19 protein-coding genes are annotated in these 16,006 nt (G+C 53.2%); 10 read left to right on the top strand and 9 right to left on the bottom strand.

The window, feature by feature from the left end:
* Positions 1 to 190 precede the first annotated feature (190 nt).
* Positions 191 to 1,630: a type IV secretory system conjugative DNA transfer family protein gene (locus tag GUY40_RS27205; RefSeq protein ID WP_166571998.1), complete on the top strand. Its 1,440-nt coding sequence runs from the start codon at positions 191 to 193 to the stop codon at positions 1,628 to 1,630.
* Between the two features lie 244 nt (positions 1,631 to 1,874).
* A complete protein-coding gene (locus tag GUY40_RS27210; RefSeq protein WP_166571999.1) occupies positions 1,875 to 2,918 on the top strand; it encodes a hypothetical protein in 1,044 nt (347 codons plus the stop codon).
* An 18-nt stretch (positions 2,919 to 2,936) separates the two neighbouring features.
* Here the strand turns inward: GUY40_RS27210 and GUY40_RS27215 are convergent, their stop codons facing one another.
* The 3 genes from GUY40_RS27215 to GUY40_RS27225 form a co-directional block, all read right to left on the bottom strand.
* Complete coding sequence (locus tag GUY40_RS27215) at positions 2,937 to 3,134, bottom strand: hypothetical protein (protein ID WP_166572000.1); 198 nt, start codon at positions 3,132 to 3,134, stop codon at positions 2,937 to 2,939.
* Positions 3,135 to 3,287: 153 nt separating this feature from the next.
* On the bottom strand, positions 3,288 to 3,821 hold the full coding sequence (locus GUY40_RS28515; protein WP_256675892.1) for an ankyrin repeat domain-containing protein: 534 nt from the start codon (positions 3,819 to 3,821) through the stop codon (positions 3,288 to 3,290).
* The gene (locus tag GUY40_RS27225) at positions 3,808 to 4,701 is read right to left on the bottom strand and encodes a hypothetical protein (protein WP_166572001.1); all 894 of its coding nucleotides are present in this window, start codon (positions 4,699 to 4,701) and stop codon (positions 3,808 to 3,810) included. The genes GUY40_RS28515 and GUY40_RS27225 overlap by 14 nt, the downstream gene beginning before the upstream one ends.
* 104 nt (positions 4,702 to 4,805) lie before the next feature.
* On the opposite strand from GUY40_RS27225, the gene GUY40_RS27230 reads away from it, so the two are divergent.
* Genes GUY40_RS27230 through GUY40_RS27240 form a run of 3 tightly spaced genes read left to right on the top strand, consistent with a single transcriptional unit; the run spans position 4,806 to position 6,693 of the window.
* Positions 4,806 to 5,492, top strand: a complete 687-nt coding sequence (locus GUY40_RS27230; RefSeq protein ID WP_256675893.1) for a hypothetical protein — start codon at positions 4,806 to 4,808, stop codon at positions 5,490 to 5,492.
* Positions 5,493 to 5,494: 2 nt separating this feature from the next.
* Positions 5,495 to 6,124, top strand: coding sequence for a J domain-containing protein (locus tag GUY40_RS27235; protein ID WP_166572002.1), 630 nt, complete (start codon positions 5,495 to 5,497; stop codon positions 6,122 to 6,124).
* 26 nt (positions 6,125 to 6,150) lie between these two features.
* Complete coding sequence (locus GUY40_RS27240; RefSeq protein WP_256675894.1) at positions 6,151 to 6,693, top strand: TerY-C metal binding domain-containing protein; 543 nt, start codon at positions 6,151 to 6,153, stop codon at positions 6,691 to 6,693.
* Positions 6,694 to 6,738: 45 nt separating this feature from the next.
* Here GUY40_RS27240 and GUY40_RS27245 read toward each other — a convergent pair whose 3' ends face one another.
* Positions 6,739 to 7,068, bottom strand: a complete 330-nt coding sequence (locus GUY40_RS27245; protein WP_166572004.1) for a hypothetical protein — start codon at positions 7,066 to 7,068, stop codon at positions 6,739 to 6,741.
* An 87-nt stretch (positions 7,069 to 7,155) separates the two neighbouring features.
* Here GUY40_RS27245 and GUY40_RS27250 point away from each other — a divergent pair, with 87 nt between their 5' ends.
* On the top strand, positions 7,156 to 7,605 hold the full coding sequence (locus tag GUY40_RS27250; protein WP_166572005.1) for a hypothetical protein: 450 nt from the start codon (positions 7,156 to 7,158) through the stop codon (positions 7,603 to 7,605).
* Between the two features lie 89 nt (positions 7,606 to 7,694).
* On the opposite strand, the gene GUY40_RS27255 is transcribed toward GUY40_RS27250, so the two are convergent.
* Together GUY40_RS27255 and GUY40_RS27260 are read right to left on the bottom strand one after the other, a co-directional pair.
* Positions 7,695 to 8,000 (bottom strand): hypothetical protein, encoded by a 306-nt coding sequence (locus tag GUY40_RS27255; protein WP_166572006.1) that lies wholly within the window; start codon positions 7,998 to 8,000, stop codon positions 7,695 to 7,697.
* Between the two features lie 22 nt (positions 8,001 to 8,022).
* A complete protein-coding gene (locus GUY40_RS27260) occupies positions 8,023 to 8,535 on the bottom strand; it encodes an antirestriction protein ArdA (protein WP_166572007.1) in 513 nt (170 codons plus the stop codon).
* Between the two features lie 437 nt (positions 8,536 to 8,972).
* Between GUY40_RS27260 and GUY40_RS27265 the strand changes: the two genes are divergently transcribed.
* On the top strand, positions 8,973 to 9,149 hold the full coding sequence (locus GUY40_RS27265) for a hypothetical protein (protein ID WP_166572008.1): 177 nt from the start codon (positions 8,973 to 8,975) through the stop codon (positions 9,147 to 9,149).
* A 68-nt stretch (positions 9,150 to 9,217) separates the two neighbouring features.
* On the opposite strand, the gene GUY40_RS27270 is transcribed toward GUY40_RS27265, so the two are convergent.
* Positions 9,218 to 9,550 (bottom strand): hypothetical protein, encoded by a 333-nt coding sequence (locus GUY40_RS27270; protein ID WP_256675895.1) that lies wholly within the window; start codon positions 9,548 to 9,550, stop codon positions 9,218 to 9,220.
* A 574-nt stretch (positions 9,551 to 10,124) separates the two neighbouring features.
* On the opposite strand from GUY40_RS27270, the gene GUY40_RS27275 reads away from it, so the two are divergent.
* The 3 genes from GUY40_RS27275 (at position 10,125) to GUY40_RS27285 (ending at position 12,890) form a co-directional block, all read left to right on the top strand.
* Positions 10,125 to 10,304: a hypothetical protein gene (locus GUY40_RS27275; protein ID WP_166572009.1), complete on the top strand. Its 180-nt coding sequence runs from the start codon at positions 10,125 to 10,127 to the stop codon at positions 10,302 to 10,304.
* 197 nt (positions 10,305 to 10,501) lie between these two features.
* A complete protein-coding gene (locus tag GUY40_RS27280) occupies positions 10,502 to 11,968 on the top strand; it encodes a class I SAM-dependent methyltransferase (RefSeq protein WP_166572010.1) in 1,467 nt (488 codons plus the stop codon).
* On the top strand, positions 11,952 to 12,890 hold the full coding sequence (locus GUY40_RS27285) for a hypothetical protein (RefSeq protein WP_166572011.1): 939 nt from the start codon (positions 11,952 to 11,954) through the stop codon (positions 12,888 to 12,890). The genes GUY40_RS27280 and GUY40_RS27285 overlap by 17 nt, the downstream gene beginning before the upstream one ends.
* A gap of 62 nt (positions 12,891 to 12,952) precedes the next feature.
* Here the strand turns inward: GUY40_RS27285 and GUY40_RS27290 are convergent, their stop codons facing one another.
* Both GUY40_RS27290 and GUY40_RS27295 read right to left on the bottom strand, forming a co-directional pair.
* Complete coding sequence (locus GUY40_RS27290) at positions 12,953 to 14,686, bottom strand: ATP-binding protein (RefSeq protein WP_166572012.1); 1,734 nt, start codon at positions 14,684 to 14,686, stop codon at positions 12,953 to 12,955.
* An 8-nt stretch (positions 14,687 to 14,694) separates the two neighbouring features.
* Positions 14,695 to 15,732, bottom strand: coding sequence for an SIR2 family protein (locus GUY40_RS27295; RefSeq protein WP_256675896.1), 1,038 nt, complete (start codon positions 15,730 to 15,732; stop codon positions 14,695 to 14,697).
* Positions 15,733 to 16,006: the final 274 nt, after the last annotated feature.

Raw genomic sequence — 16,006 nt, forward strand, 5'->3', positions numbered from 1 at the left:
AGCAGCATCTTCAGCAATGCGGCTTTGCGTTCAGGTGAATAGTACGGCACGACCAGTCTCTTTCCGCCCCCGATATGCTTTTTCAGGAAAAACCGGAGAGGCGACAACTATCCTGACACCGGGGGGGGACGTGCCGCGTGGCGACTCCACCCGCCCTTTACGGGAACAAAAAGTGCCACAGGCGCGGTGGATGAAACTCGAAGACATTGCCGCGAGCAGCATACTCTCGTATGACCCGCGCAAGCCGGGGAAGAAAGTTCTGATCGGTGCGCTGGGCGAGCGGCTTATCGGCATCGAGGACGACCGCCATATTCTCACCGTGGCGGGCTCCCGTTCCGGTAAATCGGTCGGCCTGATCAGCAACCTGCTGTTCTATCAGGGCAGCATCATCGCGACCGACCCCAAGGGTGAACTGGCGGACATCACCGCAGATAAGCGCGCAGCTCTGGGGCAGAAGATTTATGTCGTTGATCCCTTCGGCGTTTCCAGCAAAGCCGCCCCCAAATACCGCGCCTCGTACAATCCCATGAGTATCCTGAAGCCCGGCAGCGAAACCTTCCTTGAGGATGCCGCGTTGATCGCCGAGTCGATTGTCGTGCAGTCGGCAGACCAGAAAGACCCGCACTGGGATGAATCCGCCAAGAACTTTATCGAGGGCGTGATTATTCATGTGGCGACCTACCCTCGGCACGATCAGGAGCGGCACCTGATCATGGTGCGGGAGCTGATCAAGCGTGCCCTGTGGATGGAGCCGGGGGACGACGAAGACAGCGAGGATGCCCCCAGAAAACCTCTCCTCTATGAAGAGATGATGCACAACGGCTACCAGCTGCAAGACAGCCCGGAAACCGAGGACATTGGCAGCGCCGTCATGGCGGCGGCGCTCGATTTCTACGGCAAGAAAGGGGCGGAGCTTTCCGGTGTTCACTCCACTGTGAACCGTCATACCAAGTTCCTCGACTACTCGGCTTTTCGGAAGGTTTTGAAAGAGCATGATTTCGACCTGTCGGCACTGAAAAGCAATCCGGCAGGTGTCAGCATTTATCTGTGCTTTCCCGCGACGCGCATCGAAATTGCCCGGCGCTGGATGCGGATTTTCATCAATCAACTGCTCGACACGATGGAGCGGGAAAAGACGATCCCCTCTGCCCCGGTGCTGGCGTGCCTGGACGAGTTCCCCGTCCTTGGCTACATGAAGCAGCTCGAAACCGCGTCGGGCCTAATCGCATCGTTCGGCGTGAAGCTCTGGGTCATCTTGCAGGACTGGAGCCAGGGCAAGGCGCTGTACGGGGAGCGGTGGGAAACTTTCGCCGGTAACGCCGGGATCATGCAGTTCTTTGGCAATAACGATCTGGCGACGACTGAATACATTTCCAAACTGCTCGGGAAAACGCAGGTGGAAGTCGCGCGCATGGGAGAGGTCGCGCAGGATCAGCAGCACAAGGGATTATCGGGCCGGTCGGAAGCCATCGAGCTTTATGACCTGATGACGCCAGACGAAATCAGGCGTCATTTCTCGCGCCATGATCCGCTGCAACGCCAGCTGATCCTATGGGCGGGTCGTCACCCGATGATGTTGCAGCGGGTGATCTGGCACCAGAAAGACGGCGCGGTGGCTCCTTATCTTTAAGTACGTTGCGGGCGAGGTCGGCGCAAAGCCGACCATACCTGTTACGCAATCGCTGATCTCCAACTCTTTCAAGTCAATACGCCCTTCCCTCCCAGAGTTGCGCGAGGAACCCGAGAGGTAACGTAGGTGTAATGCTGATTTAAATTATCCCCAGCATCAACAATTGAAGACGCGGCAATGTCTACGCGATGAAAAGTCCACTAGACAGCGAGCGTCCAACCTGACGTTGATTGCAGGAGAATGTATGAATCAGTCTATTGCAAAAAATCAAAAAATCGCAATTACATGCGCAGTAATAGCGGTATCTCTATTTGCTTGGTTTGAAAGTATGTTGGGAGGTATCGCAAGAAGCATTGGCGTTGAGGCGTACATCACCTTCAGGCTTGTTTTCACTGGTGGGCTTTATTTTCTTGCCCTCTGGTTATTTAGCCTGCGTAAAGGTTCTATAAGGCTGGTTTTCTCACCCCTAAATATTGACATGATTTTGTACGCCAGAGGGTTTTTTACGATCATTTACCTAGTCTGTTTGGCTGTGGCCTTTTATGCAGAAAAATCCCAGGCGCTTACATATCCATTCTTCTTCCTTCATCCTATCTGGCAGATTCTTGCGGCCCGCATGATTAATAAGAGGTGGCCAGCTCTCAAAAAGCAGGCTGCCCCTATAGCAGTAATTTTAATTGGGGTTCTGGTATTTGCGGCCAGCAATCCAAAAAATTATTCTGGGACTGAAGATTGGTGGCAACAAGTTCTAGATGCTGCACCTTCATATGTCCCAGCGCTTTTGGCAGGTATGGGGTTTGCGTACACCAATGAAGTATCCAGTCAGATTTCTGTAAGGTGCAATGAGCATCCGTTTAAATTTGTCGGCGGGGTGAGGGTTGACCGTATAGATGGGCTCCGCATTACGGCATACACAACATATGCCTCGATACTGATGCTTCCTGTAGCCCTCCCTGTAATGGCTGTTATTCTAAGCAGTTTTGGAATGAGCAGCTTGACGTTAAGCATTTTTCAGTCGGGAAAACTGATTAGCCATTTCGGCATTCTCTCGTTAGCATGTTTAATTGTGGCGCTGGGAACCTGGTCGATAACAGAGGCATTCACGCGCGCAAAACATACTACGCAAATAGCTGCGCTGGATGGTCTGATTGTTCCGCTGGCCGCAACGATTGATTATTTTCATGGAAAGCTACCAACCGATAACCCGAGTTTCCCGTTCATGGTCGGAGCGCTATGCCTAATCGTTGTCGGGACCGTATGGTCAGCTTTTAAGCCTGGAGCAAACTAACGCAAAGCGAACAATGCGTTAACGCATGATAGGAGCAGCTGAAAGCGGCCTGACCGCCTCCGGTTGAACCTTGGCCGGGGCTGTGTCTTGTTTGTTCTCATGCGCAAACCAGACACCGGAAGCAGCAAAGGCTAATGTCAATACAAGAGAAACAGCAAATGCTTGCTTCACTTGTCTGGCCATTTCTGATTTCTGTTCAGGCGTAGGTTCCTGCATTTTACTGCCCTTTCCATTTGTGCACTGCAAACAACAAAAACAAACCATAGTAGTTTATGAAAATTTGTCAATATAAATATATAGAGCTTAATTCATTGATATGATGATCTTCAAAAAATAGCACAAGCTATGAGGAACTTGGAAATCCCCTAATCAGGAGGACTCATCTCCCGATGTGTCGGGAGATGGTTGCAAACTCTCTAGATACGCTTGCATTGCCTCTTTTTTCTGCAAAAGAAGTCCAACAGCATAATCCCTGCCCCATTCATAAGCCAGCTCGGACGCCAGGCGCCCCTTATTATCCTTGAGCAGGTAATTGCATTTGCCGCTATTCACCAACAGCCGGATGCATGGGCGAAAACCAGTAGCAGCCGCATGCTGGAGAGCAGTCATCCCAAGTTTATCCTGGACATTCACATTCATGCCTGACTGAAGATACTCCTCAACCTCTTCAATCTTTCCTTCTTTCGCGTCATGGATAAAGATTTCCTCCTGAAGGCGGCGTATATCCTCTTCGGAGTAATTTTCATCTGTAATCACGCTTGAAAAGCGAGGTTCCCTTACGGACTTTTTGAAGCCTATTATCTCCTTAGGCTTTTCCTTTTTTTCATGGGCGCTGCTCGGGAATGGTTGGGGTGACGGTGAGTTCTTGCTCTTACCCGCACCCTTGTTCTTATCCCTGTCCATCTTCAGTCTCCGATCTTGAGCGCTGAGGTTCTTCTGTTTTCTCTGGCATAAAGCGATAAATGTTTGGCAAGACAATAGGCTCTTTATAGTAAAGGTCTTTCTCCCATCTGTTTCTGCCCGTGGGTGTACCGTTTCGCATTAAATAGATGCCATTATCCGGAGAGTTTTCGTGCAACTCGCCAGCCTGGACATACGTCATCTGGTCTCCTGGCTCGTTACCATTAAGAAACGCGTGCAGTATGTTCAAATACGTTACCAGGAACCCATATCCCTTTCGCCGCACTGTCTTCGTGTACTCACTTTCGCTAGCTTTCTTTCGGTATCGGAGAGCATCATTTCGCCTTTTTGCCACAAGATTGACGGATTGCTCTGCCTCTTCAATACGCACAAATTTTCCAGAGACGTCCGGTGTGAAGCTCAGAATTATTTTTGTCTGAAACTGCTCATTAGTCTCGGTCGGGAGTATGTATTCCATGGGCCTGTTAAAGACCTTCAAAAAATAATTGCTTCCATCAACTTCCTTGGAGAAAAAATCCTGCAAAGCGGAGAGATTTGCGAGGTCGTCTTTATCTTCCAGCAAATCTTCAGGATCGAACAGGCTTTCATTATTTAGAAATTTTGCGACCTCCGGAAGTCGTTCCTTGGCCAAGCTTCCGTTTATACCCTGAACAAATCGCCGCAAAGCCTCATGTTTCAAGGCCGGTTCAGAACCATCCTTTGGGTATTTATAGAGATTAGATTTTGAGCGCGCGATCTTGTCACACACCTGATTCCACGACGGCAAGCAGCCACCGCTCGTGTGGAGAGAGCGGTATTTCCGCAAGGCAGACCGCATTTTCTCGATCTGCCAGTCGCTGAACTCAACCTTCTCAAAATCCATATCCCTTCCCCCTTACACCGGGCGAGAGGAACCCGAGAGGTGGTCGTGTGTAGCTACTGCTGTTTCATAGTAGCTGCAAACACAGAAAAACGAGGGACGCAGCCATGAACTCTCCGATGAAAAGCCCGCTCGACGGTCGGCCACGCACGCAGGAGATGACCGACAAGGACGGTCGGCTCTCAGCGTTCCGCGTGAGGCCGCGTGAGCTGACCCCTTTTGGGGTAAAGCTCGCGGATGCGATCACCAACATTTTAGGGGTCGGCATGCTGGTGGCGAACGTGGCGGCGCTGCCCGACTGGCGTCACCCGTCGCTACCCAAGATGGCGTTCGTCATCGGGGGCACGATCGCCAGCTTCTGGTGTTTGCACTGGATCTCGCGGGCGTCCTTCCGGGTGACCACCCGGATCGATCTGGACCTTGAGTCCATCCGGGTGCGGCGGTTGTGGGGCTGGAAGCGCTTTGACCGCCGCCTGGAACATCGCTTTGTGTTGTTGCCGCATGACGGCACAGAGCGCGAGCGGCGGCGCAATGAGCTTGCCACCCGTGAAGCGGCTGCCAACGGAAAGGTCGTGCAAAAGCCCATCTATTACGGCGATTCCTTCCATGTCGTTCTGGTGTATGCGGGCCACCGCGTCGATCTCTTGAGCGTGTATGGCCGGAAACAGGCCGCGTCCATCGTCGCCCGTTTGCAGTATTGCGACCAGTTGCTGGAACAAGAAGCCAAGCGCGTCGGTGCGCGCACGAACCCGCATGTCGGTGCCGAATGGCACGACTCCCCCGGAGGTATCTAGTCATGTCCCAGAACATCCTCAAATTCGTGGAGATCCTGGCCGCCGCTGGTGGCGGGATCGTCCTCATCGCTATCGCCTTCAACTTCCTGGCTTGGCTGGTTGAGGCGATCTATCGGCAGGCGTGTGCCTTTATCGAATACGCGGCGGGCTTGCTCATAAAGAGCACCCGCCTGACCGGCTGCTTTCTGAGTGCTGTCGTTATCGAACTCATGTTGCTGGTTTTGAACGCCATGCGGGCAGGATGGATGTGGCTTTACCAGCCCTGTTTCCTTGCGGCCAGAAAGGTGACCGGCACCGTGCGCCAGTACGTGAAGCTGCGCCAGTTGTTCTGGAAGTACGGACGCCAGGAGTTTGCGACCTTCGGGCAATTCAAGCGCCACATGCTGGGTGAAGAAGAGCCGCCGCCGAAGGCGAAGCCAGAAAAACCTGCGCCTGAGAAAAGCGGTTATGCACAGGCACTCGAAGTCTTGGGCTTCTCAGAAGACACACCGCTCGACAAGGCGATGCTGAAGGCCCGGCACCGCGAACTCGCGACGATTCTGCATCCGCATAAAGCGTTTCCCAATCAGGTGTTCATGCAGCAGGTCAACGATGCCGTTGACTACATCAAGAGGGCACAAAAATGGAAATAATCAGACAGCAGGACAAGCCTCTGAGCTTGCTGGAGAAAGCGCGTCAGGAACTGGCCGCGTTCAATCGCAAGGGCGTTGCCATACCTCGGCCTGCGTCCACGCATGCCGGGATCAGCACGTCAGGGCCGTCGCATGGCGACCGGATTCTCTACTGCTCGAAGGTGCCGCAGGCCTCGGCGGTGCTGGTCTTGAAACTCAATGAGAAAGGCGCAGAAATCACCGACGTGATTGTGCGTCGCAAGACCTCCACCGCCGCGCCAGGTGCGGCGCAGGCCGTGCGCCATGATCTGGATATCCGCGAATTGCTGATGGGCAACTATCAGTGCTGCCCGCACTGCGATAACACCGCTCTGCTGCTGTGTACCCGTTGCGGCAATCTGTCCTGCATTGCCATACAGGCGACAACAATGACCTGCCCGGCCTGTCGGCACAGAGGGGGTGTGATCAACAAAGATATCAATCTGGAGTTCTCACGAAGCCGGAACGGGCAGCAAGGTCAGCCGCCATCGGACCAGAAAAGGCTGTCAAATCAAGCTGGCCGACCGGCCCTGCCCCATAAGCCCGGATAGCGCCATCTGTAGCAGGAGATCCGCGATGAACGTGCATTGCAGGCCTCAGGCGGAACCGAACGGCTCAGTCTCTTTGAGGAGCTTTATCCGTAGATCCACCAGTGTTTCGCATTGGGTTGTCAGCTCTTCTTCGTTGATAAAGTCGCGGCCTGTTTGCTGCAAAAACGGCTTGATCCACAGACGGCTTCCTATCGACCTGTCATATAGCTCTGTACAGAAAGCGAATAACACCCGTGCCATCGCGCGCGCGATGGTGCGGGGAGGTAACCCCTGGCGTTCCAGCCCGCGAATATGCGCTAACAATTGCTGCTCAATCCACGCCGTGTCTGGTTCGTTCAATAGTTCGCGCAGCGATATAGGCAAGCCCTCTCTCATAACACCCTCCTTGGAAAACTTTGCATTATTGATCCTTTCATACGGGACGCTCATGCGTCCAGATAATTTAAGCCCGCGTGAATTATTATGAATTCAAAGAAAGAGCAGTTTAAAGAAGCGGCACAAGGCGAAGACAAGGACAAAGTCCAGGCCATTGCCGAAATAAAGAAGGAGGCCCGATTACGGCTTATAGAACTTGAGGAGAAACAGGCCATGCGCCGCGATGACGATATGGAAAAAGCTAGGCAAGAGATCCTGCGCGAACATAACCGGCTGGAGTGCAAGCCTTCATACACACGGCGAAAGGTGCTGACATCTAAGCTTTTGAATGAACAGGCCGAACGCATGGTTCAAACGCAGAACCTTAAAGAGTCGAACGCGCTCAGAGCGCAATATCAGAATGAAATTGATAAAATCAGAAACTTTAATCGCGCCGCCGAACAAAAATCAGACATCGGGCGCGAAAGCCCGCGTGAGATCACAAAAATATTCAATGGCATTCCGAAAGATCGCGATGGCCAGGAGCGTGAGCGCTGACTTCAGTATTTGCTTCTGACTTTAAAATATCGCCTATGGCGATGCAGATACACCGTAAAGGTGACGCGGCCCGCAGGGCCGATTTTTTTTCAGAACAGAGAGAGCTGCCTTGCCTTCTGCTGCGCCTCGATCCATGCCGGGGATTGGGCGGCGTGCTCCAGCCACGCCTGTACGTAGGCCACCGCCCCGCCCTCTGCCTCGATGTTGTCGGCGCGCTCGAAGTGCGACACATAGCCGGTGGCGCTGATCGGCAGCGGTGCCCGTTCCGCCGCGCTTATTTGCAGATGGGAGAGCGCATAGCCGTAGGTGGTGCGGTAGATCTCCGACCAGTTCGGGGTGTGCAGGGTCTCTATAGTGAGCCCCTGCCAGATGAAGGTTTCGCGGACAGAGTCCATGATGAAGTCCTTTTCCTGCCGGTTAGCGATTCCAGAACACATGCACCTGCCGGTAACCGACCTCAATGGTGAACACGTCACCGTTTAATTCCATGTCACGGGCCATGGCTTCGTAATCGATGTAATAGGCCAGAGAGTCGGGAATTGCGGTGGTGCCTTCCGTGAACTCCTGCGCATAGTCAGCCAATGAGCAGTAGCAACCGCAATAATCTTCTTCCGCCGCCTTGCGGGCTTCCTCGATGCTCGAAAACTGATTGAGCAGGCCGCTTCCGAATTCCGGGAACTCCTCGATAAAGCAGGCGATTTCATGCGCGGTATCAATCCCTTCGTATTCGCCCAAGCGGTAGCCGTCGAAGCCTTCATAATCATGGATCGCGTATTCCTCGGCATCCGGCACGGGCGATGCAGCCAGCATGGCGTTGATCTGCTGCTGGATGTCCTCGACCTCCGCGCTCGCGTCAATCCATACGCCGTGCAGGTAACCGCTGTTATAGGCGGCAAGGTCGGCAACGTAAATTCTGGGTTCGGTAGTCATGGCTTTGGTCTCCTCTCTTAAGGGCTCGGGTGCATGTGCTTGAACTCCGCACATGCACCCCTGCCCGTCGGCGAGACCGGGGAGGTAAAACGCAAGGGGCCGATAAAGGGAGGGGGATCACCCGGCCTGCACAAACCCATGTCTTCTTATGGGTGCGGAAGGTCGGGGAAACCCTTTATCGGGGCGCAGCTTTACCCTTGCGTTGCGCCAGGGGTAGCACCCCTTAGTCGCTCATCAGTCGTTACAAAACTGCAGAATCTGCAGCGAGATACCGTCCCTGTTGGCCTATACTCCGATCAGCTTATGGACGAGCGCCCCTTCGACAGATAGCCCGCTCCGCGCGGGCTTTTTGTTTTCTTGCGTGCCCAGCGGCTTCAGGGAGGCATGAGCTATGACTTGACCCACAACTATTTCCCACAGTAGTGGCCAGCCTTCAATTGAACCAGATGATGATCGGTGAGACCTTTGAGGAGATCGCGGCCTGGCTGGAGAAGGAAGGCGCATCGGAGACGGCGCATAAGATCAGGGCACGTGTTGGTGATCTGAGGTTTAACGCGAAGCTCATGGATAAAGCGATCACCGAACTGCTTATCGCGGATGAGAGCATGCATTGAAGACCCGACGCCCCTCGGGACGGACCGGCAAGGCCAGAATGCTTAAGGCCTTGCTGGCACATAAGAAGTTACTTCACCATCACCAGAAGTTTTTGCGACAACTTCCTGTAGAAATCTTCTCTGTTGCGTGGCGCGTTTAACTCGGCGCAACACGCGGCCAATGCCTTGATAGCATCAGCCTTCTTAATGATACCCTTTGAAACATGGGGCGCTAATTTTTCATCATATATATGCTGGAGGTCGTTACACCCTTCACATTGCCCGCAGGCAACAAAAAGCGAGTCTTTCTTTCCCCGAGGATGCTCATCCTGATAATCGTAAAGATTATTAATGTCCTCAATGGACTTCAGAGATACCACATTCATTTTGTTGAAAAGTCCCTGTAACCATTCGGCAGCCATAAGCTCTCCTTCCCCCACCCCTTTATGACGTTAAAGCAGATTAGGCGACGCCAGGGAAAATGGCGAACCCGGAAATCACGCAGATGGGAGCCCGACAGTAGCTTCACAGGAAGATCAGGCTTTACCTGAAGCTCCAGGCAGCAAGATCAGGGAAACCCTTATCAGAATGACGCGCCATCATCGTTGCGCCAGGGGCTGACTCAAGCCTTCTCCGCCTTGTTCTTTCGCGAAAGGGATCGTCACCACTTGGCCGGGACAAGGCTGTCCATTGGCCCGGTGCGCGGCCAAGCGCATAGAGCCCGGCCTGACGGTGCAGCCGTCAGGTTCGCCCGTGCTTTTGTTCAGTTCAGATTTCGGTATCAGGGCTTTCACTTCACCTTCCTTTTTAAAGGGTCGCCACTCCTCGCGCCCTTTTGTTCCGGCTGTAGCACAAACCTCGAAACTGCCTGCTGCAAGTCATCAATGACTCCTCCTCTTACGTTGCGGCCCTGACGGGTGCTGCGCAGCCGACGCCTGTGCTGATCCAGCGGCACAAGGTCACGAAGGGTGGCCGAAAGGCAAAAGGAGATTTGAAATGAAACTGCTGACGATCTTTGAACTGGCTGCAAAACCTGATCGCGAACTGCGCGCGCTGTACCGCGAGGCTTTCAATGAAGCCGCCCGCGCCGACCGCACAAGCGATGACCGCCGCAATGCCCTCGCCTCGCTGGCGAATATCCTTCGCGTGATGAGCGCAAGGGGGATGCACCCTTGAGCTCTGCCACAACTACAGGCAGACGCCGTGTCATCGACTCAGCACCGCACCAGAGATCCGGTTCAGATTCAAAGGCGACTGCTTGTCGTGTAAAGTAACACCTTGAATTTTGGGGAGGTTGCGCCCGTGTTTTCTGCTTGAAAATGCAGGCTGGCCTGGCGTCCCCTGCTTATGCTGAATACGGAAAGGGGATCACCATGAAGTCACCGGATCACAAGGAGACTGGCGCTTACTACACCCCCGATGCCGTAGCTGAAAGCTTGTTGAAATGGGTAATCACAAATCAAAACGACCGTCTGATAGATCCGTCGTGCGGCGATGGCCGCTTTCTCCTTGAGCACCGGAACTGTGTGGGGATTGAGCAGGACGATGTCGCTGCAAAACTAGCTATAGAACGGGCACCCTGGGCTTTAGTCCACGAAGGTGATTTTTTTTCGTGGGCCACCAATACTCCCGAACGTTTTGATTGCGCAGCGGGAAACCCTCCGTTTATCAGATACCAGACGTTTAAAGGAGAGGTACGGCAAACGGCCTTAAACCTATGCGCCAAAGTGGGCGCTAAATTTAATGGTCTCGCCTCTTCGTGGGCACCGTTTCTTGTCGCGACGGCGACACTGCTGCAGCCAGGGGGACGAATGGCGTTCGTCGTACCGGCAGAAATTGGTCACGCCCCCTACGCAGCGCCCTTGATTGAGTATCTGGCGGCAAATTTTGCAACGGTTCACATCGTCGCGGTACGGGATAAGCTCTTCCCGAATCTCTCTGAGGATTGCTGGCTTTTATACGCCGGTGGTTTTGGGCAGCAGACCCAGGAAATTCGTTTTACGGCGCTCTCGAAATTCAAGCGGATGGCGACCCCACCGAAAACCTTCATCCGCGTGCCGCTGGATGATTGGAGATCAACCTGGGGCAAGCGTCTGCGTCCGTTCCTGATCCAATCCGAAGCACGGGACTTGTATCGCGCAGCCATTTTCGAAAAAGAAGCTCAACGCTTTGAAAATATTGCGAACATCGGTATTGGCTATGTAACGGGAGCGAATAGCTTTTTCCATTTGCGCCCATCAGAAGCAATAAACCTTGGTATTCCCAAACAGTTTCTTCACCCGACTGTCCGCAATGGGCGTGCGCTGCCTTCCAGGCACCTGACCACTCACACCGTTGAGAAATGGCACAGGGATGATGAACAGGTTTTGCTGCTGAAGATGCCAAAAACCGGCAAGGTGCCTGCGTCAGTGGCGCGCTATTTAGACACGGAAGCCGGGCACATCGCACGCCAGGCCTATAAATGCCGTGTGCGCGATCCCTGGTACTCCGTGCCGGACGTGAGAACCCCGGATTTCTTCCTTTCCTATATGTCCGGACTGAGTGCCAACCTGGTTCGAAATGACGCAGGGTGTACGTGCACGAACTCCGTCCATAGCGTAAAAGTCCGCGAAGGTGTCGATATATCGTTCCTTTTAGACGCCTGGGAATCTTCTTTCACAAAGCTGAGCTGCGAACTGGAAGGCCACCCGCTCGGTGGCGGCATGCTCAAGCTCGAACCCCGCGAAGCAGGCCAGGTTGCCCTGCCTTCACAATCACTTATAGAACGCTTTAATCCCGAAATAGTCGATGAAGCACTCTCGACTCTTCGCCAATGGAGGCATTATGCCGCTGCGCAGTGATGCGATTTCTGTAGATGTACGTGCATGCCAATGGGTCAATATTCGAGAAGCGTTACACCACTTTGGGACTTATGCAGGCCCGACGCAGAGCCAGCACCATATTAAGCCGCTCCACTGGTATGTGGCCTGCCGTCTGGTCTTGGAGGGAGGATTCCACCCTGACGACATCACCCCCCGGCCACCGTTTACCGTCACGACACGCGCCGGAAAACACTACCTGCACTTTGATCAATCTGTGGCAACAGGTGGTGAACGCACAATCCTGGGCGGCTTGAAGACAAAGAACGTAGATGTTGTCGTCACCAAGGATGGCATCGGCCCGGTATTGGCGATTTCCTGCAAGGGAATGACCGGAGCCTTCCGAAACCTGACAAATCGCATGGAAGAAACAATCGGAGAATGCACGAACCTGCATATCACCTACCCGGCGATGGTCTTCGGCTATATGTTCGTTATTCGCGCCAACCGCAATGTCGCGGCTATCGCAGAAGAGCTGCCCGGCGAAGGGGAAACCCCGACGCGTCAGTTGCTGGCAAACGACATTGCCATGCAGGAAGGCGGTGCGCCTGTTGAGTCTATTTTCAGGTTTCACTCTGCCCTCCGTGAACTGACAGGGCGTCGTGGGATACGTGATGATGTCAGCCGCTATGAAGCGGTGACGTTGGCGCTGATCGAGCCCAATGGAGATCGCGCCGGTGACACGCTCGTGGACTTTCCTCCCCAGGACAGCCCTCTGCGGCTGGAGCAGTTTTTCTCAACGCTCTACCTTCGGTATGAAGAGCGCTACCTGTTCGGCGCGCCCGATCTGAAATCTGTAACCCGGCGGATCGAGTGGGCTCCCTCATCGCCTGCATTCGCCAACGAGGGTGCCGAGGGTGATAACCTCCCCATTCTTGATTATGAAGTCCGGCTGGAAGAGTAGATCTGAGGCCGCATGATGAGCTCAAGGGCAAGAGCGCCCTTGAGCTCACGCATATAAATCACTTACTGAATGTTCTGCTTGCGCCAGTTGTCCACGGCAATCGAAAGGCGCTTGTCTTTCACCGGCGTTTGCCATTCATCCCAGAAGTTAACCGTTCCGCTATTCGGTTTATTTTTAGGCTCATCAATTCTAATCCGGCTTGGAAGCAAGCTGGCATCGCCAACGATCAGGGCTTCACCCGTATCAAGAGTGGGAAGAATGTCACTGAATCCACCAAGGCTATCTGGCAACAGTCTTTTTATGACAGCCTGATCTTCAGCGTTTGTAAGCCGCATCGACACGAAGTTGCTGCATTGGCTGAGCATCGTTTTATTCACTTCGGATGGCCGCTGGCTTATCACGACAAGACTGACGCCATACTTCCGTCCTTCCTTGGCAATACGTTCAAAAATATCCAGCGAAATATCATCGGCGGACTCCGCCATATTTCTTTGAGGCATGTAGAGGTGCGCTTCATCACATAGCAGGGCAACGGGGTGGCGCAGCTCAGAAGGCGTCCACTGTTGGACAGAAAACGAAACCCTGGCAACAAGGGAAACGATCAACGGCAGGACATCCGAGGGAACCTCGGAAAAATTGATGATCTTGATGCCTGCCTTGCCATTCTCGCCAGAGCTTCCCAGCACTGCATTTGTGAATTTCTCAAGCCAGCCAAAATCCAGTACGTCACCACCGCCGCTGAACATGAATCCCAGGCGTCTATCAGAAATTTTGTTTTCAAGCCGGGAAATCATCCGCGCCAGTTTCCCGAAAAAATCGCCCTGCTTCTCGGTGCCAGCCTTGGCACCAGCAACCATCTCCACGTTGATCTCATTCAGCCTGCCCATCAGAACATTAAGATCGAACGGAACCGGGCTATCTACGGTGAAGTGTTTGAGAATCTCCTTCTCCCCACGGGCCTCCAGATAATCTCTTTTGGCCTGGTTGATCTCACGCGCCATGATCATGGCCTGGTTCGGGGCGTTCTGATCGCTGCGATCAACGAACATCGACACCAGAGCTTCATAAGAAAGAAGCCAGTACGGCAAATAGAGCACGCCATCATCTATCGTGCGCTTTGCCTCTACATCGGCAGGGCCAGCAACCTTGAAATGCTGAATGCCATCTTCTACCAAAGGCGAATATTCACCATGGAGGTCGAAAACGATGGCGTTCGCAGTAGAAAGGCCCGCCATCTGTTCGATAATTTTTGCCGTTGTCCAGGATTTGCCTGACCCTGTGCTTCCGCCGATGAACGCATGTCTCTGAAAAAATTTGTTGCCGTTCAGATACGCGACGGCATGCTCATCTAATGTGTATTTCCCAAGGGTTAATGAGTTCCCGCCAGCTGCGACGTTGGATAGCGTTCGCATAAAACCTGTGAGGTTATCGCCCTCAAGCGAAAAGCAGTTGGCGTCAATCTCCGGAACGCTTTCCAGGGTGCGGCGGAATACGTTTTCTTTCGCGCCATCACGGTCAAGGAACGTTCCTATTAACGAGATACGGCAGAGATTAAGTTCTGCGCTCTGATCATTAATCCCATCATTGACAATATTTTCAATACTGCGCTTACGGGTAACCTGCGTGATCAGGCCAATAAGGTGCTGTCCGGGCCGACTGCTTTGCAGTACGGCCAGATGATTCACCTGCAGCCTTTTCAGCTGATCGACATTTTCTACGTCTACGATGACGTTGGTCGTGTCAACGGACGCAACTTTTCCGAGCGCTTCATCATCCTTAAATTTGAAAATTGTCATTTTTCTTCCTACATGATTAGGGACAAGTAACCTTCAAGGCTCCAAATGTTTCTATCTACCGTGAATGGAGCTTTCTCAAATGAGGAATAGACCACCGACTGATCATCGGTAGCACCTCGCTCTATCGCCAGATAATTTTGCGCCTTACCGTCCAAAATAAGTTTCTTGGCGGCAGATGAGAGCTGATATGTAACTATGGTAATCGGGGCGTTCTGACGAATACACTTCACCATAAGCTTCGGCTGTATGTGTTCGTCATTAAATCCATATCCAATACACAAATAAGATTTGGCAGCCGTTATAGCCTGATCTGCATTATTTATTATGGAACGGTACGGTTCCAGGTGCGTTCTTTGGTACTTCTGCGTTCCTGGCGTCACGATCTGAGGTTCGTAGTTGTCAGGAATCCCATCAATATTCGACAGCCCCACGATATCGTCCAGAGGGGACTTAAACCAATCCAGGGAGCCGTGCACCTTCCAGATATTCACCTTGCGCGCAGTCGTTATCTCGGTTGGTGCCGCAAGTTGACGGAAAAAGCCGTGTGTGAAGCCCGTATAGTGATGAGTCCGTTCCTGCTCGCAAGCGTACTCGGCCAGCCTGTCATAGTTCGTCGTAACGATATTTATTGTGGATAAACTGCTTCTGAGCATGTGCCCCAGCAACCGGCCTAACGGAAACATCGCTTTATTCTGGAGGCTTTCCCGAAAAATCCGGATATCCTCAGAGTTAATCAATGACCAGGTGGCCTTTATGATCCTTCCGGTAAGTTCTTCGGAAACATCCACTTGGTGGAGAGCGGTTTCTAAGTCAACACCATCACGCAAAACCTGGCAAAACCGCTCCCATGCTGCGATTTCAGCGGCAGACAACCCTGAAATATCGGTGCGCGCGACTAAGTGTGCCGCAAGCGCCCCCATTCCTGACATGCCATGGGCAGCCGACGCGCCGCTGCCCAGAATGATGAGGGGCGCTTTGCTGTGGTAATCCTGCGCCTGTTTTTGAAAGTCCGTATTCGACAATGCCAAATCCTCGTACCAGGTCATTTTTAGCCGTAAATCGGTGACGGAACCTTAGTGATAGATCCCCTATATACGTGCCGTAAGACGTTTCCGGCAAGGGTTTTGATCTCATGGCCACTTCACCCTCCACGAGCGGCGTTTTTGGCGCATGGCTCAGCTGATGGCCGACCGTGCGGCGTTTTTCAAGGTAGTTGTCGCGTCAGCCGTCTAACTATGCCGCTCTTTTCTCGACCTGTTGCTCTCGATCCGGGTTCAACAACACGGTACCGATCGGCTCCCAGTTACGCGTCCGGCCTGA

It is taken from the genome of Pseudomonas sp. R5(2019) (genome assembly GCF_009905435.1).
Lineage (GTDB): Bacteria > Pseudomonadota > Gammaproteobacteria > Pseudomonadales > Pseudomonadaceae > Aquipseudomonas.